The organism is Ensifer sp. Root142 (assembly GCF_001426785.1).
GTDB classification, from domain to species: domain Bacteria; phylum Pseudomonadota; class Alphaproteobacteria; order Rhizobiales; family Rhizobiaceae; genus Ensifer; species Ensifer canadensis.
Genome location: NZ_LMFK01000002.1, coordinates 65,736 through 85,749, shown reverse-complemented (window position 1 = coordinate 85,749; position 20,014 = coordinate 65,736). Strand labels below are relative to the sequence as shown.

Annotated in this window: 19 protein-coding genes and 2 pseudogenes; 10 read left to right on the top strand and 11 right to left on the bottom strand. The window is 57.6% G+C overall.

The window, feature by feature from the left end:
• Nucleotides 1-31: 31 nt before the first annotated feature.
• On the bottom strand, nt 32-283 hold the full coding sequence (locus tag ASD52_RS05285) for a hypothetical protein (protein WP_146160879.1): 252 nt from the start codon (nt 281-283) through the stop codon (nt 32-34).
• A 763-nt stretch (nt 284-1,046) separates the two neighbouring features.
• Nucleotides 1,047-2,021 (bottom strand): MBL fold metallo-hydrolase, encoded by a 975-nt coding sequence (locus ASD52_RS05280; RefSeq protein WP_057209177.1) that lies wholly within the window; start codon nt 2,019-2,021, stop codon nt 1,047-1,049.
• 101 nt (nt 2,022-2,122) lie between these two features.
• Here ASD52_RS05280 and ASD52_RS05275 point away from each other — a divergent pair, with 101 nt between their 5' ends.
• A complete protein-coding gene (locus tag ASD52_RS05275; protein WP_057209208.1) occupies nt 2,123-3,094 on the top strand; it encodes a LysR family transcriptional regulator in 972 nt (323 codons plus the stop codon).
• A 125-nt stretch (nt 3,095-3,219) separates the two neighbouring features.
• Here ASD52_RS05275 and ASD52_RS05270 read toward each other — a convergent pair whose 3' ends face one another.
• Together ASD52_RS05270 and ASD52_RS05265 are read right to left on the bottom strand one after the other, a co-directional pair.
• The gene (locus tag ASD52_RS05270; protein ID WP_057209180.1) at nt 3,220-3,657 is read right to left on the bottom strand and encodes a VOC family protein; all 438 of its coding nucleotides are present in this window, start codon (nt 3,655-3,657) and stop codon (nt 3,220-3,222) included.
• 451 nt (nt 3,658-4,108) lie between these two features.
• Complete coding sequence (locus ASD52_RS05265; protein ID WP_057209210.1) at nt 4,109-4,978, bottom strand: LysR family transcriptional regulator; 870 nt, start codon at nt 4,976-4,978, stop codon at nt 4,109-4,111.
• A gap of 109 nt (nt 4,979-5,087) precedes the next feature.
• Here ASD52_RS05265 and ASD52_RS05260 point away from each other — a divergent pair, with 109 nt between their 5' ends.
• A complete protein-coding gene (locus tag ASD52_RS05260; protein ID WP_199196999.1) occupies nt 5,088-6,077 on the top strand; it encodes a zinc-dependent alcohol dehydrogenase family protein in 990 nt (329 codons plus the stop codon).
• A gap of 239 nt (nt 6,078-6,316) precedes the next feature.
• Here ASD52_RS05260 and ASD52_RS36870 read toward each other — a convergent pair.
• The 3 genes and pseudogenes from ASD52_RS36870 to ASD52_RS05250 form a co-directional block, all read right to left on the bottom strand.
• Nucleotides 6,317-6,699: pseudogene (locus ASD52_RS36870) on the bottom strand (DUF983 domain-containing protein).
• Between the two features lie 48 nt (nt 6,700-6,747).
• Nucleotides 6,748-7,056, bottom strand: a complete 309-nt coding sequence (locus ASD52_RS05255; RefSeq protein ID WP_025431004.1) for a 4-oxalocrotonate tautomerase family protein — start codon at nt 7,054-7,056, stop codon at nt 6,748-6,750.
• Between the two features lie 54 nt (nt 7,057-7,110).
• Nucleotides 7,111-8,100, bottom strand: a complete 990-nt coding sequence (locus ASD52_RS05250; protein ID WP_057209184.1) for a zinc-dependent alcohol dehydrogenase family protein — start codon at nt 8,098-8,100, stop codon at nt 7,111-7,113.
• A 249-nt stretch (nt 8,101-8,349) separates the two neighbouring features.
• Here ASD52_RS05250 and ASD52_RS05245 point away from each other — a divergent pair, with 249 nt between their 5' ends.
• Nucleotides 8,350-9,066, top strand: a complete 717-nt coding sequence (locus ASD52_RS05245) for a hypothetical protein (RefSeq protein ID WP_057223687.1) — start codon at nt 8,350-8,352, stop codon at nt 9,064-9,066.
• A gap of 82 nt (nt 9,067-9,148) precedes the next feature.
• Nucleotides 9,149-10,311: pseudogene (locus tag ASD52_RS05240) on the top strand (aminotransferase class I/II-fold pyridoxal phosphate-dependent enzyme).
• 242 nt (nt 10,312-10,553) lie between these two features.
• Here ASD52_RS05240 and ASD52_RS05235 read toward each other — a convergent pair.
• From ASD52_RS05235 to ASD52_RS05225, 3 genes are all read right to left on the bottom strand, one after another.
• On the bottom strand, nt 10,554-10,898 hold the full coding sequence (locus tag ASD52_RS05235) for a carboxymuconolactone decarboxylase family protein (protein WP_082571734.1): 345 nt from the start codon (nt 10,896-10,898) through the stop codon (nt 10,554-10,556).
• A 24-nt stretch (nt 10,899-10,922) separates the two neighbouring features.
• Nucleotides 10,923-11,888: an MBL fold metallo-hydrolase gene (locus tag ASD52_RS05230; protein ID WP_244497426.1), complete on the bottom strand. Its 966-nt coding sequence runs from the start codon at nt 11,886-11,888 to the stop codon at nt 10,923-10,925.
• A 79-nt stretch (nt 11,889-11,967) separates the two neighbouring features.
• Complete coding sequence (locus tag ASD52_RS05225) at nt 11,968-12,792, bottom strand: alpha/beta hydrolase (protein WP_057223502.1); 825 nt, start codon at nt 12,790-12,792, stop codon at nt 11,968-11,970.
• Nucleotides 12,793-13,302: 510 nt separating this feature from the next.
• On the opposite strand from ASD52_RS05225, the gene ASD52_RS05220 reads away from it, so the two are divergent.
• Genes ASD52_RS05220 through ASD52_RS05210 form a run of 3 tightly spaced genes read left to right on the top strand, consistent with a single transcriptional unit; the run spans nt 13,303 to nt 16,374 of the window.
• Complete coding sequence (locus tag ASD52_RS05220) at nt 13,303-15,351, top strand: PAS domain-containing protein (protein WP_057223686.1); 2,049 nt, start codon at nt 13,303-13,305, stop codon at nt 15,349-15,351.
• Between the two features lie 3 nt (nt 15,352-15,354).
• Nucleotides 15,355-15,990, top strand: coding sequence for a response regulator (locus tag ASD52_RS05215; RefSeq protein ID WP_057223500.1), 636 nt, complete (start codon nt 15,355-15,357; stop codon nt 15,988-15,990).
• A gap of 3 nt (nt 15,991-15,993) precedes the next feature.
• Complete coding sequence (locus ASD52_RS05210; protein ID WP_057210966.1) at nt 15,994-16,374, top strand: response regulator; 381 nt, start codon at nt 15,994-15,996, stop codon at nt 16,372-16,374.
• On the opposite strand, the gene ASD52_RS36865 is transcribed toward ASD52_RS05210, so the two are convergent.
• A complete protein-coding gene (locus ASD52_RS36865) occupies nt 16,346-17,311 on the bottom strand; it encodes an AraC family transcriptional regulator (protein ID WP_082523787.1) in 966 nt (321 codons plus the stop codon). The two genes, ASD52_RS05210 and ASD52_RS36865, sit on opposite strands and share 29 nt — an antisense overlap.
• 103 nt (nt 17,312-17,414) lie before the next feature.
• Between ASD52_RS36865 and ASD52_RS05200 the strand changes: the two genes are divergently transcribed.
• Genes ASD52_RS05200 through ASD52_RS05190 form a run of 3 tightly spaced genes read left to right on the top strand, consistent with a single transcriptional unit; the run spans nt 17,415 to nt 19,982 of the window.
• Entirely contained in the window at nt 17,415-17,867 is a 453-nt protein-coding gene (locus ASD52_RS05200) for a nuclear transport factor 2 family protein (RefSeq protein WP_082523788.1), read from the top strand.
• Nucleotides 17,864-18,955: a Gfo/Idh/MocA family oxidoreductase gene (locus ASD52_RS05195; protein WP_057210967.1), complete on the top strand. Its 1,092-nt coding sequence runs from the start codon at nt 17,864-17,866 to the stop codon at nt 18,953-18,955. The genes ASD52_RS05200 and ASD52_RS05195 overlap by 4 nt, the downstream gene beginning before the upstream one ends.
• The gene (locus tag ASD52_RS05190) at nt 18,948-19,982 is read left to right on the top strand and encodes a zinc-binding dehydrogenase (RefSeq protein ID WP_057223497.1); all 1,035 of its coding nucleotides are present in this window, start codon (nt 18,948-18,950) and stop codon (nt 19,980-19,982) included. The genes ASD52_RS05195 and ASD52_RS05190 overlap by 8 nt, the downstream gene beginning before the upstream one ends.
• The last annotated feature ends 32 nt before the right edge of the window (nt 19,983-20,014 follow it).

Sequence of the window (20,014 nt, the reverse complement as noted above, 5' to 3'; positions counted from 1 at the left end):
CTCGAAGTCGCGCCGGTTCTCCGGCCGGCGGTCAAACGGTTAAAACTAACGGGCCCGCCAGGTGAAGGTAGGAGCAGAGAGCCACAGTCGAGATGACGAGCGAGACCGTCTGCGAAACCAGTCGGGCGGCCACGAGCGAAAGCCCGATCCCAAACAACACCGCCGCGACGCCAAGCCAGAGGCCTTGATAGCTGAACACCAGGCCGAGCGCAGTCAGGCCGACGGATGTGTGGACCGTTGTCCGCACCGCGTTACCGCGCGCCTCCTCAACCTGTTCGTTCAATCCGGAAGTCGCTCCCTTGACACTGAACCCTATCGAAACGCTCAGCAACAGCGATAGCAACAATCCATTCCACATCGTCTGCCCAATCCTTGAGTTCGTGCTTCAGAAGGAGGAAAGCAAAAGCCGGGCCAGGCGGCAACATCCTGGCTGCGGCGCGCTCGAACCCTATGCCAGGAGACCGGATTGCCGGAAAATCCGGCACGTGAGCAGAGAGCTTGTCCATTCGATGTGCAGATTAAGTAATCGCATACAAGGCTTCGGCGTGATCGCCTCGATGAGTTCAAAGGCGGCAGAGCATGGGGTAGCCTGGCACGCTGGTCCAGAAACCTGGGGCGGTTCAAAACCGCCGAGGCTCTAGTCGCAGCTGGATGAAGATTCAGCGGCAGGTCCTTGACGAGCGAGCATTCTTGGATTGCCCCTCGTTTCACTAGTCCGCCCATGACATTCTCAATGCTGACATGAAGTATTTGGTTTCATGAGCCGGGAAAGAAATTCACCCCTCAGGGATCACAAGGCAGGTCATGTGCCGATAACTGCGGGAACTCCGGGGTAAGCGGTAGAACGTTGCTCTCGAACCATTGCCCATTTCTCCAACGATCCACCCGTCACAATTAGACTTCGAACCGAATGATGCCGACAAAAGCCCAAACAGACCACTGTGGGACTGGGCTCTGCAGCTAACGAAACACCATCCACAACTTTCGTTGTGAATGGCGGTCTGTTTTTCGATAAAGCCGTGCCCACCTGGCAGGGTCTGACAGCGTTAGTACTGGGCACGATAGACCAGCGGTACCCAGTCATAATTGCTCTCATCCCGACGAACGTGGCCGATCCCAGGAAACGCATGATGGGCACCGGCGACCAAATACCGCTGATCAGCGGCTTCGGCGAACGCGGCTGCCCGGGTCGATGCTGCTGCGCTCTGATCCACGTCGAATTCGACAGTCACTTCCGGATGATCATACTGGAGAACATCGCCATGGGCGATATCACCCCAGAACACGATCTTTTCGCTATTGCTCTCCACGACGATACCGCTGTGACCAGGTGTATGACCGGCCAGCAGGATTGTTCCAAAACCGGCAACAGGCGTACCATTGTCATCGAAGGTTTCAAATTTGCCGGCGTCGACATAGGGGCCGACACATTTCTCAGCCTGAGCGATCTGCGGGCCGAGCACCTTGTCTGTTTTAGCCTTGGGATCTGCGTTTAGCCAAAACTTGGCCTCTCGCTGGTTGACATGTAGGACGGCGTTTTCATACACGCGGCTGCCGTTGGCAACGAGCCCGCCTGAGTGGTCGGCGTGGATGTGGGTCAGAATGACGTCGTCGATGTCGGAAACGTTGTAACCCGCTGCACGGATATTGGTCGCAAGCTTGCCCAACGCCGGGCCCATCAGGTCGCCCGTGCCGGTATCGATGAGAACCAGGCGCCCGCCCATGTTGACAAGGTAGGCATTGACAGAAGTTTCGCTAGAGCTCGATTGAAACCGGTCAGTCAGGTAAGTGCCGATCTCCTTTTCATCCATGTTTCTGTAGATTTTGGACATCGGCAGCTTCACCGTGCCGTCGGAGAGGGCGGTAATCTCGTAGTCGCCGAGCTTTATCCGATAAAAGCCAGCGGCTTGCGTGCCGACGATGGGCGCCTTGGCAAAGACGCCAGCCGGAAACGCTGCCACGGTCCCGGCGGCGACCGCAAATCCAGCTGTGTTGATGAGAAGCGAACGGCGTGTGTGCATTAAAAAACTCCAGATGCTGTCAGGTTTCCAGAACTCAGGCCTTGAACTGACCTGGAGAGCAAATATGTTCCGGGGCATCAGCACGCAAATCGATGCAGGTCATGACAACTATCGATCATTTCAATCTTCGCTCCTTCGATCTCAATCTCCTCGTCGCTTTCGATGCGTTGATGGCTGAAGGAAATGTTACGAAAGCCGCGCGACGCTTGAAAATCCAACAGCCAGCGATGAGCCATTCGCTTTCGACGTTGCGCGTGCTGTTACAGGACGAGTTATTCATACGCGTCGGACAGGTTATGCAACCTACCGCGCGAGCCCGGAGCCTCGCCGTGCCCGTGCGCAAGGCGTTGCGGCAAGCCCAATTGGCGCTGACAGGCGGCGAGGAGTTCGATCCGGCTACAGAGGAACGAATTTTTCGCATTGCAATGTCTCCGGAAATCGAACTCTTGCTTATTCCGGATTTGACGGCGCGTTTGCGACGGCTCGCTCCCGGCATCAAGATACTCGCGCGCGTCTTCCCGTACGAGGCGATGGAGCCTTCCCTTGAGGACGGGTCGATAGATCTTGCCGTTGGCTGCACCTATACCCTGACAAGCCGCCGATCGTTTGAGAAGCTTTACGAGACGGGAGTGGCTTGTTGCTTCAATCCAGACCTTATCGCACTGTCTAATCCCGTCGGACTTGACGAATATCTGTCCGCTGAACATTCGACTATATCCCAGAATGAAACCTTGCATGGGTGCATCAAAGATGCGCTGGAGATTGCGGGGGTGGATCTCAACGTTGTTGCAGCGGCACCAGGCTACATGTCCGTTCTGTCCGCGGCGCAGCTCAGCCCCGTCATAGCCACAGTGCCTGCGCGGATTGCCGAACGATACGGGCCGCTATTGGGATTGGAGGTCAGCCCGTTGCCAGTATCATTGACCTTCCCGCCCGTGAACATGGTTTGGGCAAAACACTCCGACAGCGACGCCGCAAATTACTGGGTTCGACAGCAGATCCGCGACAGTCTCGCGAGCAACGGCGTTGCCGATAGGTTTGAACGGCCTGTTGCCCCGATCTCCAACCCTTGAGCCGGCGGGAGCGCTGGGCGCGAGGCAGTTGACGGTGACCTTGGTGGGCGAGCCGGCCCGAACAGGCCCGCCTCGGACGCACTCGCAGACATTGGTGACTTCTGGCTGTTCGTCGTCTCTTGCGCTCAGTTGAGCTCTTGGGCGAGCCCGATGAGAAGTCCTTCAGGCCCACGGACGTAGCAGAGGCGGTAAGCGTCTCTATACTGGACTACTTCGCCTACGAGCTGCGCGCCGCGGGTGCGGAGCCTTTCAAGCGTCTCGTCAATGTCGTCCACGGTGAACATGACGCGCAGGTAGCCTAGGGCGTTAACCGGAGCGTTCCGGTGATCTGCAATCACAGGCGGGGAGAGGAAGCGGGAGAGCTCTAGCCGACTATGGCCGTCTGGCGTGCGCATCATGGCAATCTCGACATGCTGATCGCCCAGCCCAGTGACACGTCCAGCCCATTCCCCTTCGATCGTGGTCCGCCCTTCGAGCTCGAGGCCGAGTTCGCGAAAGAAATCAATCGACCCTGCCAGATCTTCGACGACGATTCCTACGTTGTCCATCCGCCTGAGCGCCATGTGTCCAATCTCCAATGTGTTGCTCCAGACTACAAGGTGTCGCTCGGTCCAACAACGGACGCTTGAATTGCCTCGTTTCCGGCGGCCATCGGACCTGTTTTCGCTGCTGCCCAGATCAGAAGCTCGGATCACGGGCCGTCCGCCGAATTGTCTTTTAGAAGCGAGCTCGAATCCACCGCGCGCAGATGTCCGACGTCGAGCGCATCCTGTTTTCGCAGCAGTCCTCATAAGCCACGAGCGGGCGATTCGCGGGCTCGTCATGAACACTGGCTTCAAAGTCTGTCGCCGGAGAGGCGCGCAGCATGACCTACGACGCGCAATTTCTTCCGCCCGGACTACGAGAGTCGACCTGCTGGACGAGGCCAGTCAGATCTAGCCTTGGACGCCTTGGATGCGGGTAGGCCGCGGTCTGACAAGCGTTCAAATACGCCCGCTGCGCGCAGAGGCGGCATTAGCGATATAGGCGCTGTATTATTTGCGCTTGCTCACCAACAAACTGAATAAGCGCTCGAAGCCGTGGAAGTCGTCGAAGATCCTGATGATACCCGAACCAAGTATCCCTTCCAGGGGGAGCCTCCGACACGTCGACACGCTTCAACCCCTCCATCGAGTCCCCCAGCGGCCTCGGAAGAACGGCCATACCTGCACCATCTGCGCATAACCGTGCCTGAACATCGCGATTATTGCTTCGCATGGAAACGTCCGCATTCGGGAATCGACTCTTAATCCAACCGACGTCGGGCATGCTTCCAAATGCCTCGTCCATAATGATCACACTAAATCCTGCTCCGGAGCCGGGCGAAGGGTCGTCCGATCCTTTGGCGACATACAGGCCATAGGGAATATGCAGTAGCTTGCGTGAAATGACTTCCGGCTCGGTGAAGGACCGTATCCGGAAAACCAGATCGGCTTCGCGACGCGCCAGGTTCAAAAGCCTGGCGTCAGTGAGAATCTCGATGATTACATTGGGATGCACACGTCTGAAGTCGGCAAGGATGGGGGCGAGAACATGGACGCCGAACCAGTCAGAGCAGGATATCCGCAAGGTGCCGGACAACGTGTTCTCGGTACCCGCAAGTTGGCGCTGGAGTGCGATCGCCTCCTCCTCCATCCGTTCGGCGTGCCCCATTACGACGGTGCCCTCATCTGTCAGGACAAACCCGTCCGGTGTGCGCTGGAACAGCGAGTGGCCGACCGCGGCCTCAAGGGTTTTTAGCCGTCTTCCCATAGTCGGCTGCGTCAGGCCCAACTTTCTCGCGGCCGCACCCAGCGTTCCTTCCCTCGCGATCGCAAGGAAAAGACGAATGTCGCTCCATTCCATCATCACTTACGACCCATTCAAAAATGCATGATCAACATACAATCTATATGATGTCCATTCGGAAGCTTCCAGAGCAAAGTGCTGACATCAAGTGAAAGGGATCAATCCTATGGGCACGATGAAAGCATTAGTTCTTGAAAATCACGGTACCGAATTCCGCGTCGCGCAGATTGCACCACCGGTTTCGGACGAAGGTCAGGTGCTCGTCCGCGTAAAGGCGAGTGGCGTAAATCCATTGGACACGAAAATCCGCGCTGGTGCAGCCGCTCACGCCCGTCATCCGCTTCCCGCAATCCTGGGTATCGACCTTGCTGGGATTGTTGAAGAAGTCGGTGTAGGCGTGACTGGGTTTCGCCGCGGAGATGAAGTCTACGGCATGACAGGCGGTGTAGCCGGCGTTCAAGGTTCGCTGGCAGAATTTGCGGCCGTCGATGCGCGGCTGCTGGCCATTAAGCCATCTCACCTTTCCATGCGTGAAGCGGCTGCGCTACCGCTCATCTTCATCACGGCGTGGGAAGGCCTCGTGGACCGTGTGGGCGTCCGGGCTGGCCAGAAGGTGCTCGTCCTCGGTGGCGGTGGCGGGGTCGGACACGTAGCAGTTCAGATTGCCAAATCGTTTGGCGCGGATGTCTATGCAGTCGATGTAGCGCGCAAGGCTGACTACATCAAGAGCCTCGATGCGACGCCGATCGACTATGCCACAGAAACAGTGGAAGAATACTCAGTCAAGTATACGCAAGGACAAGGATTCGATGTCGTCTACGACACCCTTGGCGGCGCTGGCCTGGACACTGCGTTCAAGGCAGTCGCCCGCTTTGGGCATGTGGTTAGCTGCCTCGGCTGGGGCTCGCACGCCCTCGCCCCGCTTTCATTCAAGGCGGCGACATACTCCGGCGTGTTCACACTGCTTCCGCTACTCACTGGCGAAGGTCGTGAGCATCACGGGGACATCATGCGGGAAGCAACGCGCCTTGCAGAAAGTGGTCAGTTGATGCCGCGTCTCGACGATCGGTCCTTCACACTTGAGAATGTGATGGCGGCCCACGAGCTGATTGAAGCCGGCAAGGTTGACGGAAAGCTCGTCATAGACATCGCTTAAAGGCCAGGGTCCCGCGTCATCATGGCCGGGACCCGTTTGCCTTGCAATCCCATCGAGTTCTGCATACACCCAGACGCGAGGATGTCCTTCTCTTTGTCTCGCTCGCAAAAGATCATGCGGGACGGCTTGGTGGAACAGATCTGGTGTGTCTGGTTTAGCAGCAAAGGACCTTTCGTTCGAACGGACCGTGATCCCGACGGCGAACAAGACTGCCTCCGCGCCGACGCGAGGTCTTCCATTCAACTTCGCCAGTCCCGATCGATGTGGCCTTCTTCGGCTTTATGAAAGTATTGGGAGCATACCAGCCAGCCTTTCAAAGGCCTCAACAGCACGACACATGCTGCCGTGGTTAAAGGTAGAGTTGAAAGATGTACCCAGAGCGAGGGCTCGAATGTCAGTTGGAGCCACAGAGCGAAAGCAAGCGCGGGAACGGCCACGATACTCATGGCGAAAAATGCGGGCCGTCCGCAGGGTCAGCGAACGCATAGTCCAGACCACTGACCTCACAAGACGGCGCCAATGACAGGAGCCCGTTAAACAGGTGTCCCCGTTGACAACGCGGACAACGCCCCTTGAATCCGGTGAGCTCAGGATTGGTAGTCTCGTTGTAGTCGATGGTCATGTATCCGTTCCCTCACCATCGAAATCGAGATGGATGTGCTGTTGACGGCTAGCTGGCCTCGGCCTTGGGTGGCAACGCCGCTGCAAACTCGTCACGAGACGTCGGGTTCCCGTCAATCATCTCGTAGACGGCCTTAGAGCGGCCAAGGGTTTCCATTAGCGAGGATGGCCCGGCGAAGGGTTGCCCGCCAATGTGCCAGCCATCGGTGTGAAGCTCCTCTATCAGAACCCAGGTAACGGAACGGAACGCCTCGGAGCCTTCGAACTTGACCATCACATCGGTGATCGCCTTCGCCAGCGCGTGTTTTTGGGTGCTTGTAAACACACCATCCACGAGTTTGATGTTCACAAAGGGCATCGTATTCTCCTCAAGGTTCTTTGGTTGGGGGAAAGGCGACAGGGCCGACCCCCATTAATCGAGGTCAACAACAAGTTTGCCATTGGCCTTTCGGGTCTCGATTAGCTCGTGGGCGCTGGCAGCGGTCTCGAGCGTAAATGTCCTCGGGTCGAGGCGTGGCGACACCTTCCCTGCCTCCACCAGTTTCGTAGCCTCCCGCATGATATCGCCATGGTGCTCACGCCCATCACCGGTCAGCAGTGGGATCAGAGTGAAGACACCAGAGTAGGTAGCAGACTTGAATGAGAGGGGAGCCAGGGCATGAGTTCCCCAACCAAGGCAACTCACCACATGTCCGAATCGGGCGACGGCCTTGAATGCGACGTCCAATCCCGCGCCGCCGACGGTGTCGTAAACGACATCGAATCCTTTGCCGCCTGAGTGCTTTGCAACGTAGGTCTCAACGTCATCGGAGGAATAGTCGATCGGCGTTGCTCCCAGGCTGCGGAGGTAGTCTCCCTTGCTCCCCGAATCGACGGCACACACGTTAGCTCCCAACGCCACTGCGATCTGGACAGCGATATGCCCGACGCCCCCGCCAGCACCAATTACGAGAACTGATTGTCCAGCCTGAACGTTCACTCGGTCGACGAGCCCCTCCCATGCAGTGATGAAGATCAGTGGCAGTGCCGCCGCTTCGCGCATTGAGATGTTCGATGGCTTGATTGCCAGAAGGCGCTCGTCAACCGCCGCGTACTGCGCAAGTGATCCTTGATTACCACCCACACCTCCGGCCATCCCGTAGACCTCGTCACCGGGAGAAAGCCTCGTCACACCCTCACCAACCTCCTTCACGACCCCGGCAAGATCGATTCCAAGTATCGCAGGCAATTCATGTCGGGCATGCGCCGCGGCTCCGGCACGGATTTTAGTATCCAGGGGATTCACACCGCTAGCCCAGATGCGAACCAACACCTCGCCAGACTTGGGTACCGGATGCTCCAATTCAGAAATCCGGAAAGGACCATTCGCGGCTTCGACCACCGCTGCTCGCATCGTCGGCATCTCGCGTCTCCTTGTAGCGTTCGTCGGGGGAGACTGTGCGCCAACTTCCTGGTGGCCGAAATCATATATACCTTTAGATGCGCGCTTTCGGCGAAGTGGCAACCGAGCCCGGCGGTTGCAATTTCAGGTTAGAGCTCTCGCCCTAATGGAAGATATGATTTCGGATTTTCAGCAGAGGTGTACCTTATAGGAAGAGCTGATCAGACATGATCGAGCGGGTCGGTGTCACTTGGTATCGGGAGCGAAAGTTTGAACAAGCTGCTCGACAAAGCGATCGTTGCTCATGGGGGGCTGACAAACTGGGGCGCACATAATGTTGCGAAGGCAACGGCTTTACTGGGTGGCGATTTATGTGTGAATTTTGGCGACCTGGCGCCTCGACAGATAACTGTCTTCCCGCATCTGCAACGAGCGGTCATTGAACCCCTTGGATGCGTCAAATGCCGAAGCGACCTCGAACGCAACCGCTTGTCCATCCTGGGTGACGACGGCTCCCTTGTTACCGGAGTCGAGGACGTGCGTTCCGCGCAATTGCAATACGACTTCAAACTGCCAGTCGATGCATTGGTCGGAGTTTTGCTGGCATGCTCCACTGTTAGATCGTTTTTGACCGCTCCATTCCATTTAATGCTGGAAGGTGTCGAGGTATGTGAGCTTGTTCCCTGGAACGAAGGTGGAAACCAATGGCGGGTTCTCAGGGCCCAGTTGCCGCCGGACCTTGCAACCGCTGCCCGCGTACACGACTACTTCTTTGACGGCAACTTCCTCTTACGCAGGCATGACTACCATGTCGATGGCGACGCGGGCATAACCATCACGGAATTGCTTTCTCACTACGAAGAGTGTCATGGGGTCAACATACCAACGAAGCTACGTGGGTACCCTCGCCTAGCAGACCTCACGCCCGATTTGTCTCGCTTGATGATATCCATCGATGTAAGCGGTCTGGAATTTTCGGTCGCCTAGAGTTCGCACCCAACCACGCAGTTGCAGGGGGCGGATATGGTGGACACTGGTGATTTCCGCCTCGGTCAAAAGGAAGAATGCGATGAAGGACCTCACGCGCTGTGTCGTGACACCCAACGTAAATGCCGAAGGCTTCGCAACGTTCGGGGTTGGAGTGCATCGTGCTTCAACGATCGTCTTCGACACCGCCGAGGATTACGCAAACCGCGGACAACGCGGACCTGACGGCTACAGTTACGGTCTTTACGGGACACCGACCACCAGAACGCTCGAGGCAAAACTGACAGCTCTCGAGAACGGTGCCAGAACATTCCTCGTGCCCTCGGGCCAGGCGGCCAACGCGATTGCGATGCTTCCATTTCTCAAGGCGGGTGACGGCATCCTCATAGCCGATTCTGTGTACCCTCCGGTGCGCGATTTCGCCAATACGGAACTCGCGCGCTTCGGTATCGAGGTTGCCTACTACGATCCCGTCGATCCATCCGATCTCGTCGCTAAAATCAACGCTAGAACCAAGATAGTCTGGTGCGAATCTCCTGGGTCGACGACAATGGAAGTCCAAGATCTTCCCATTATTGCGGACATAGCCCATCGGCACGGGGCACTGGTTGGCTGCGACAATACCTGGGCGACACCTCTGAACTACAAACCCCTGACGCTCGGAGCAGACATCGTTACAGAGGGGCTGACCAAGTACATTTCGGGGCATTCAGACGTACTGCTGGGATCGTTGACGATCCGCGATGAACAACTAACCGCTCCGATACGGTCAACGCTCGGACGAATAGGGATCTGCGTGTCACCGGATGACGCTTCTTTGGTCTTAAGAGGACTAGAAACGCTCGGCGTTCGCATGAGACATGCAAGTCAAGGTGCCCTGCAGTTGATCGAAAGGATACAGGCGGCGGAAATCGTGGAACGTGTTATCCATCCAGCATTGCCCACCGATCCTGGCCATTCGATCTGGAAGAGGGACTTCCTTGGGGCGTCAGGTGTCTTTGGCGTCGTTTTCAAAAGAGGCCTGTCCGATCGCGTCTCGCCTTCTCTCATGTGCTCAAGACATTTGCGATAGGGGCATCCTGGGGCGGAACGCGCAGTCTCATTGCGCCCATGCCTGTCAAGGCCTACCGCACGGTGCGGAGGTGGGACGCAGATGATCTCGTCTTGCGCATAAGTGTTGGCCTTGAAGATCATCAGGACCTTTTCGATGATGTCGAAGCGCTTCTCGCCGAGATTTCCAGATGATGACAGCACGGACACTTGGGCCTCCTGGCTCAGGCGATCTGGCTCTGGTCTGCCGGCTTAGCCGAGTCCTGCAATTCACATCGAGGCAGGTCTTCGTCGCCCACGATGGCCTCAGTCAGCTTTCGGGAGTGCCTGAGCATGAACCGAATCTTTCTTTTCTCAGCGGAACCTCCGTTCACCCAATTGCGGGTTTCCCTGACAGGGCCAAACTGGGCTGAGCCTCAATGTAACCGTTGAGGTTGTCATGAAGCCTTTGATTTGACGGCATCCATCACTCGCGTGGAATAAACGAGTCCTGCTCCAGCGTTGACGCCAATAGCCGTCCCGAGCGCCTCGGCGATCTCTTCGCGCGTCGCACCCGCTTTAAGCGCGGCGTCGGTGTGAACAACGATGCAGCCATCGCAGCGCAGCGAGACCGCAGCCGCTAGAGCGATCAGTTCGTTGACCTTGCTACCCAGCAGATTGGTTTTACGGGCCGCTTCGCCGATTGCCTGGTAGCCTCTGATCACGTCCGGACTCAGTGCGGCGATTTCGCCTACCCCCGCAAGCACCTGCTGATGATAGGCATTCCAATCGATCATAGACATCACATACCCTCGTGATTTCGCAACTCAGACGCCATGATAGACAAGGCGCGTGAAGAACTCGGGACTGATGACGAACTGCCCCCACTTTGCGTCGAAGTCAGCAGTCGGTTTCGCGGCAATGATCTCGTCGATGGGCTTTCCCTCGGACTTCAGCTTTGCCACATTTCCGCGGATGTCGACAAGCATCGTACGGTAGTCACTTAATTCGGACTTTTTGCTGAGAGGCTGACCGTGCCCCGGAATGACAACTGTCTCTTCGGTGATGTTAGAGAGAATGTCTTCAACCGCCTTAATCTTGCCGTCGATCCCTCCACCAGTCGAATAGTCGATGAATGGGTAAATGCCGTTCCAGTACAAGTCTCCGGTGTGGACGACATTTGCGTCGCTGAAGGTGACCGAGATGTCGCCGTCGGTATGCGCGTTCGGATGGTGCTTCAGCATCAACCTTTCCTTGTTGAGCTCGAGCAACATTTCGTCGCCAACCGTCTCCGACGGCACCGCGGCGAGCGGCGGGCGTGGAAACTCGAAGTCCCAGTCGTCCACCCTTTGAACGGTCATCAGATGTTTCCTGGTGTTCTCGTGCGCACGGATCGCGGCCCCTTCGGCGTTGAGCCACTCATTTCCATCCGTGTGATCGAAATGCCAGTGTGTGTTGATCAGGTGCTTGATCGGCTGTTTTCCGAGGCCGGATAAGGCATCGAGTATGCGGGGACGGGACGCGGTTATGCCTCCATCGATCAGGACCTTTCCGTCCCCCCCGGTCAGCACTGCTATGTTCCCGCCTGAACCTTCAAGGATCGAAACGCCCGCCTTAGTTTTGTGAACCTTGATCGGCGCTTTTGCCGCTTCATCGCGGATCATGTCCACGATACCTTGGGCTTTCGCGAAAACCTGCCGGGGACTTAGCCAGCCTCCGGAAGCCGCGAACGTGGAGGCTGCCATGCAGCATAGACAAAACCCGCGGCGAGAAAATTTGAAGTCTTGGGTCATCACAGATCCTTTCGGAAATGGGCGGGGCAGCTCCAGAGAGCTTGGGGTATCACCTGAAGCCGCCTTTCCCGCCGGGCGATCAGGCCTGGAAAAACGCCAGCAGATCGGGATTGATAATATCGGGATGTGTGCTGCACATGCCGTGCGGCAGCCCCTCGTAGACCTTCAGCGTACCATGCTTCAGTAGCTTGACCGACAGGAGGGCGGCGTCGGCGATCGGAACGATCTGGTCATCGTCGCCATGCATTACCAGAACCGGAACATCGATCTTCTTCAGGTCTTCAGTGAAGTTTGTCTCCGAGAAGACCTTGACGCATTCATAGTGCGCGATCGCTCCGCCGATCATTCCCTGCCGCCACCAATTCTGGATCAGGCCCGGGGAAACCTTGGCGTCCTTCCTGTTGAAGCCGTAGAAAGGACCCGTGGGAACGTCGAGGTAGAACTGCGCGCGGTTAGCTGCGAGTTGGGCGCGGAGATCGTCAAACACGCCGATGGGCAAGCCACCCGGATTGTCGTCGGACTTCAACATCACCGGCGGAATAGCAGAGATGATCACCGCCTTGGCCACCCTGTCATTTCCGTGTTGGGCAACGTAGCGAGTGACCTCGCCGCCTCCTGTTGAATGACCCACATGGATTGCATCACGCAGGTCGAGCGCCTTTGCAAGCTCCGCAACGTCGGCCGCGTAGGTATCCATGTCATTGCCCGTCGCGGTCTGCGTCGAACGGCCATGTCCGCGCCTGTCGTGCGCGATTACCCGATAGCCCTTGCTGAGGAAGAAGAGCATCTGGTTGTCCCAGTCATCGGCGCTAAGCGGCCAACCGTGATGGAAGACTATAGGCTGGCCCTTTCCCCAGTCCTTGTAGAAAATCTGCGTTCCGTCCTTAGTCGTGATCGTGCCCATTGTCTTTTCCTCGGCTGATCGTTGCTGTGTCGTCTGTCCACTCGCGGTCAATACCGGAGCAATTGCTGGAAACCCCAGAAGGGAGGCTCCGACTGCTCCTGCGGCGCTGCCCAAGACGGCACGCCGTGAGATCGGGGGAAGCTCTGTTTTTCGCTCTACCATGAACCTTCATCCTTCAGTGGGCTGTCGCTCGGACGGCGGCTGGGACAGCGAGCTTGACGGAATTTCATTCGCGTGCGTGGGTCGCTTGCGGTGCTTTCGATGTTAGACAGGAGGCTCACATCGGCCAATCATATGTTTCCGTTAGTCCTGGAAGCGCAGCTAGCCTGATCATACTGATCAAAGTATAGTTTCGCCGAACCTTGAGGGGTGCCAACCAGGGAGACTGTCGTGAGGGGGCCTGAAATACGGCAATACGCACCTGCACTTGCGACGGGATGCGCCGGAACTGCTCTGGGGATATTCGAACAGGAGCCATACGGTGTGCTGTTCCTAGCCCTTGCGGCACTCATGCTTGTCAAACGTAGGCAGGTCGCTGTGGCAATTGCGTTGCTCTTGATTGGCGTCGGCGCTCTGATCGTTTTCCTATCGTCCGATGGGTTCGCCTCCATAGCCCGACCGACGGCGTTTCTGTTGTGTGCTCTGGGCGCCTTCTGGCTTGCGAGCATTTGGCGAGCGCGTGCTGATGTCGACCAACACCTGCAAGACGCGAAGTTGATCGTGGAAAGCATGCCGGGGTTAGGCTGGGCCACTGACGCTAAGGGAAACTTCGTCTACGTGAACCCAAGCGTCGTCGAGTACGTCGGCAAGCGTACCGACGAATTCAACGCGACAGGGCGAACCGGGCTGGAGGCCGTTCACCCCGACGAGGCCGAACGCGTAACCGAGGCTTGGCTTACGAGCATGAGGACCGGAACCTCCTTCGAGTCAGTTCATCGCATAAGACGGGCAGACGGCGACTATCGCTGGTTCCACGCCTACGGCCGCCCCCATCTCGATACAGAGGGCAACATTCTCGGGTGGTTCGGAACAACAATCGACATCGATGAGAAGAAGCGCGCTGAGCAGCGGCTGGAGGATAGCGAAAGGCAGCTTCAAACACTGATCGATACGATGCCGGTGATGATATGGTGCGCCTCCCCGTCGGGCGTGCCGATCTACCAGAATCCCAAGACCCTGGAGTACCTTGGGGCGACATTCGAGGAGATCAGATCGAACAATTTCGGTGTCGTTCATCCGGATGATGCTGAAGGTTTTCAGTCGGCGTGGGCGGCCTGCGTCGAACGAAAGGCATCACTCTCCCTGGTCTGCCGATTGCGATATAAGGACGGCACCTACCGTTGGAACAGGATCGACGCCGCCCCGCTCCTCAGCGAGGAGGGTGAAATCATCGAGTGGTATGGGACCAACATCGATATAGAGGAGCTTCATCGGACGCAGGAGGAACTCCGGGCGAACGCAGACCGGCTGAGATTGATGCTCGACACGCTTCCCGCCTTTGTGTGGTGCGCGAGCCCGGAAGGTCAACCAACCTATTTCAACGAGCCTTTGATGGAGTATTCCGGGGTGACGCTCGAGGAGCTTCGTGGGGTAAATGGTTCAGGCTTCGCGCCGATGATCAGCAGTCTCGTTCACCCGGCGGACGCGCCTTTGTTGCGACATCGCTTTGAGCAATCCTTCAAGTCCGGAGAACCCATTGCTCTGAAATACCGCCATCGTTTGGCCGACGGCCAATATCACCTTGTCGACTGCAGGGCACGTGTCCTGCGCGACTGCCAAAGCAGGCTCTTTCAGTGGTACGGTGTCATTGTCGACGTAGAGGAAGAAACCCAGGCGCAGGCGCAGCTTCAGAAGGCCCAACATCAGCTTGAACTCGCGACACGTGCCGCCAGTCTATCTGAGTTATCCGCTTCGATTGCCCACGAGTTGAACCAACCTTTGGTGGCCGTCGTCACAAACAGCAGTGCCACCGAAAGCTGGCTCAGTGCGATGCCGCCAAACATCGACAGGGCGAAATCCAGTGCAAGAAAGGCGGCAGATGCCGCGAACGACGCAGGCGAAGTGATCAGCAGGATAAAGGCTCTCTTCAGGCAATCGGGCGGGGTGAAAAGCCCGGGAAACATCAACGAGGTCATCGAGGAAGCCTGCACGCTGCTGCGCGAAAGGATTTCGGGTTCGAAATGCGATCTGCGAACTCGCCTGGAGCCGGACCTGCCGACGGCGAACTTCGACAGGGGCCTCATCCTCCAGGTGCTTGTCAATCTCATTCAGAACGCGATGGATGCGATGGCGACATTGAACGGGGCAATACGATTACTGGAAATCCGCTCGCGGTTCGATGACGGGACAATCCTCGTGGATGTGCGGGACAGCGGGGTCGGGCTACACGACAACGAGAAGATATTCGAACCATTCTACACCACGAAGCATAACGGCATGGGGATCGGGTTGTCGATCTGCCGAAGCATCGTCGGCGCACACGCCGGAAAGCTATGGGCTTCGCCCGCGGAGCCCACCGGCACGGTATTCAGCTTTGCACTCCCCTTGTCCGGAGAATAACCGATGTACAGTGAGGATCATGCAGTCTTCGTGATAGACGACGACAAGCGCGTCCGGGACGGACTTTCCGAGCTCCTGGAATCGTGGCAGGTCAACGTTGCGACGTTTGCAACGGCGCAGGAATATCTGGATGCCCCAAAGCCCCAGAACCCTTCATGTCTCGTACTCGACATACGGCTGCCAGATATCGACGGTTTCGAGCTCCAAGCGCGGTTGGCGGATGAACCGCATCCTCCGATCATTTTCATAACGGGCCACGGGGACATACCGATGACGGTCCGCGCGATGAAGTTGGGCGCAGTCGATTTCCTTGCGAAACCGTTCAGGGAGCACGACCTGCGCGCTGCGATCGAATTGGCACTCGCGCGCGACCGCGAGGCGCGACACGATCGAGCCGCACTCAGTGAACTACAATCTCGGCTGGAATGCCTTTCCGCCAGGGAACGCGATGTCCTCCCACTCGTTGTAAGTGGGTTAATGAACAAACAAGGTGCCGCCGAGCTTGGAATAAGCGAGATCACCTTCCAAATCCATCGAGGCAACATGATGCGCAAGATGCATGCCGACTCCTTGGCCGACTTGGTGCGGATCGCCTCCAAACTCAGCATACCGATTACGCACTCCCGACATGGAAACTGACGAATGATAGCGCAGGCGATCCATACCTTTGCAATTGTGGATGACGATAAGCGGGTTCTTGAGGGGCTGCGTGAGCTTCTTGAGTCCGTAGGTTATCTGGCCCGTACCTACAGGTCGCCGACGGCTTTTCTCTCGAGTGGAGACCTCTCCGCGTGTGACTGCGTAATCACGGATATCAGCATGGGCTCGATGGACGGGTTCGAGTTGGAGCAGGCGGTCAGAGGCCGGGAACCTGAAATGCCGATGATACTGATGACGGGTCGCAGCGATATCGATGATCGTGGTTTCGCAGGAGCCGATGACCGCAGGGTCTTTATGCGAAAACCACTGAACAGCAAAGTGCTTCTCCAGGCGATTACGCGGCTTCTTGCATTTCGGCAATGATCGGGGCCGCCCGGCCCACCTTAGCCTCGGCAAGGCTTTTCCTGTAGTGGCTGGGCGCGGTCCCCATCACCTTTCTGAAGGCCTTGGTGAAGGCCGCCTCGGACTGGTAACCCACGCTCCGCGAGATGACAGAAAGCTTGTTTGCATTCCCCTCAATCAGTCTGGCAGCCTGGAAAATTCGCCATTCTGTCAGATACGACAGCGGAGCTTGTCCGACTAGATCCTTGAAGCGGGCGGCGAAAGCTGAGCGCGACATTCCAGCCCTACTTGCGAGTTGACCCACCGTCCACGGCACTTGTGGCTCCGCATGCATGGCTTCGACCGCCAAGACCAGATTCTTATCGGAGACGGCCGCCAGCCATCCAGTCTTTGGCGTCGACCATTGTTGCGCAAACGCGCGGATCGCATGAACGAAAAGCAGTTCGAACAGGCGTCGCACGACGGCATCCGAACCCAGCCCAGGAGCATCGGCTTCTGCCGCGAGCAACTCAAGCACCGACTGGAACTGTTGGCTCCGGCTCTGCTCCGATTTCAGGTGAAGCAATCTTGGTAGCACATTCAGCAAGGGCTGGGCGTCAAGCTTTTCGATCTCGAAAAAGCCGCTGATGAAAGTCGTCGTGGCGCCACCTCCTCCGAACTGAATGCGGTTGCCCACCCGAAGGGTCTCGACATCAAGACAGTCCGCCGTGCGCGAGTCTGCATGATCGTAGACCTGGTAAGGTTCGTTCCCGAACATGATGAAGACGTCGCCTGCGCGCAACGATACCGCATCGGGGTTTTCCCGTGTGGTCAGGACTCCTGATCCGCGGACCACGAGAACGAATTTGATCGCCGGATCACCGTGCGAGGCAACGCCCCAGGGCGCAGTCGCCTCCAGCGTCGTGAACTTCGCTTTCCTAATTCGCATCGAAGAGAAGATGTCGGTCAAAGGGTCCAACTAAATGTTCCTATTATGGACGATCGAGCCAAAACTTGGGACGATCGAGACTGAAGGCTCTTGCTGTTCGTCGCTATATGGTGACCCGAAAAGGAGATTCCAATTGCAAAACCATCTCGCTCTGGTCGAAACCATACGCACATTGAAAGCACGTTATTGCCGATACGTGGATACGCAGAACTGGCCGGAATTCGCTGCGTTATTCGCACCTCAACCGTCGATACGCTTTATCGGCGAGGACGGTGTCACAGTCGCCGCGTTTGACTCCATTGATGAGTTCCTGGCCGTCACCAAGAACTACCTCGCTGGGGCCCGGACAATCCATCAGGTCCACAATGACGAGATCGACGTCGTTTCGGAAACGGAAGTCCGCGCCATCTGGTCCATGGAAGACTACCTGATTTTTCCCGATGTCAATGATGGCCGTCCCGCCTCGATGCACGGGTACGGCCACTATCACGAAACATGGCGGCTCGAAGGCGGACAGTGGCGCTTGGCGCACCTGGAGCTTCGCCGCACGATCCTAAAAATCAAGCCGAAGGAGAATGCGGCATGACCACCAATCCCATCAACGTCGGCATCATCGGCGTCCATCCGGACAAGGGCTGGGCCAACACAGCCCATATCCCCGCCCTGAAAGCGTTGCCTGAGTTTCGCATCGCGGCTGTAAGCCACAACAGGCCGGAAATAGCTCGCGCGTCTGCCGAGAAGTTTGGCGCGGATAACAGCTATGGAACGACGGATGAACTGGTGAATGACCCGAACGTCGACCTGGTTGTCGTGACCGTCAAGGTTCCACATCACCTTGAACTCGTCACCCTGGCCCTGGAAGCAGGGAAAGCGGTTTTCTCGGAGTGGCCGCTGGGCATGAACCTGCCCGACGCCGAAAAAATGCTAGCACTGGCGAAGAGCAGGAATGCATTTACGGCGATCGGGCTTCAAACGCGTTCGGTTCCGGCCATCAACTTCATCAAGGATCTGATCAAGGACGGCTATGTCGGCGAGGTCCTGTCTGTTTCCATGATCGGTTCTGGCATCATCTGGGGTGAGGAGATCAACGAGAGCTACCTGTACACCCTGGATATGGCAAATGGAGCCTCGATGTTCCACGTGCCGTTCGCGCACACGCTCGACGCGACCCTCTACGCGCTCGGGTCGAGACTGAAGTCCATCAGCGGCGCGCTGTCGAACAGCCGAGCGATGACGCGAATAGCGGAGACGGGGAAAGAAGTTCCGTTGACAGCGCCAGATCAAATCATTGCCGCTGGCTTGCTCACGAACGGCGCAGCCCTCAGCGCACATTTCCGCGGTGGCCTCTCGCGCGGCACGAACTTCCATATCGAGATCAACGGTACCAAAGGCGACCTCATTCTGACCAGCCCCGTCGGCTATGTCGGGCTGGGCGGCTTCACTGTTAAAGGCGCACAGGGGGACGGGCAGATGCAGGAATTGCCTGTGCCGCCTCTCTACGAGACCCTCGGCTTCGAGGATGGGTTCAGCCAAAGCGTCGGGGTCGCCTATTCCCGCATCGCGTCTGATATGAGAAATCACACCAAACTGTCTCCCACCTTCGAAGACGCTGTGAACCTGCATCGCGTTCTGGATGCCATCGCCTCTGGCAACGGGGAACGGCGCGATGTCTGAGAAAATGCAGGCCCTCGTTGTCACTAGACCCGGCGGACCCGAAGTGCTCGAGGTGCGCGAAGTCGACTGCCCTCGGCTAAGGGACGAGCTTGATGTTTTGGTCCAAGTGAAGGCAGCCGGGATCAATCCCGCTGACTGGCAGAACAGGAAGAACGGAGCTGTTTACGACAGCGATGGGAGGTCCCAGAAAGAACCTACGATCCTCGGAATTGACGGCGTCGGCGTGGTGGTGGAAGCCGGACGAGAGGTAGTGAACGCCCGAGTAGGTGACGAGGTCTGGTACGTGGACGGCGGCTACGCCGGAAACCCGGGAAGCTATGCCGAATACAAGGTCGTCCGTTCAGACTATGTCACCGCGAAGCCGGAAAAGCTGACCTTTGTGGAAGCCGCTGCCCTGCCAGTGGTGGCCCTCACCGCATGGGAGGCCGTGTTCGAGAAGGCGACGGTAAGCCCAGGTGATCATGTCCTGGTCCACGGCGGCGCGGGCGGGCTCGGGCATATCGCAATCCAATATCTCGCTTCCCTCGGAGCCAGGATCGCCACGACCGTCTCGAACGAGGCAAAGGCGGAATTGGTGAGAGTGCTCGGTGCCGAACTCGTAATCAATTACCGGACGGAAAGCGTTGAGGAGGCCCTTGAGGCGTGGCGGGGCGAACCGGGAGCTAACATCGTGTTCGACTTTGTAGGACATGGCAACTTCTCGGAGAGCTTCAGGCATACGGCTGCGTATGGGAGGCTGATCAACACAGTAGTGTCGGATTGGCCCGCCGAGGGAAACGGGCAGGCCGAGTGGAAAAACCTGGACATCAGCTTCGTCAACATCGGTCTGCCGCAGATAGGCCGCCACCATGCACATCGCCTTCGCCAAACCGCCGCGCTCGCCCAGATCGCCGAACTCGTCGATCGGGGTGGCTTGCGGGCGCACATTGACAGGGTGGTACCCTTCACGGGTGTCGGTGAAGCGCAAAGGGCACTCGAAGCAGGCGAAACTCTGGGCCGCCCGGTCCTTTTGATCTCAGGTGGATAAAGCCATGAAACGATGGGAATATCGGCCGCGGG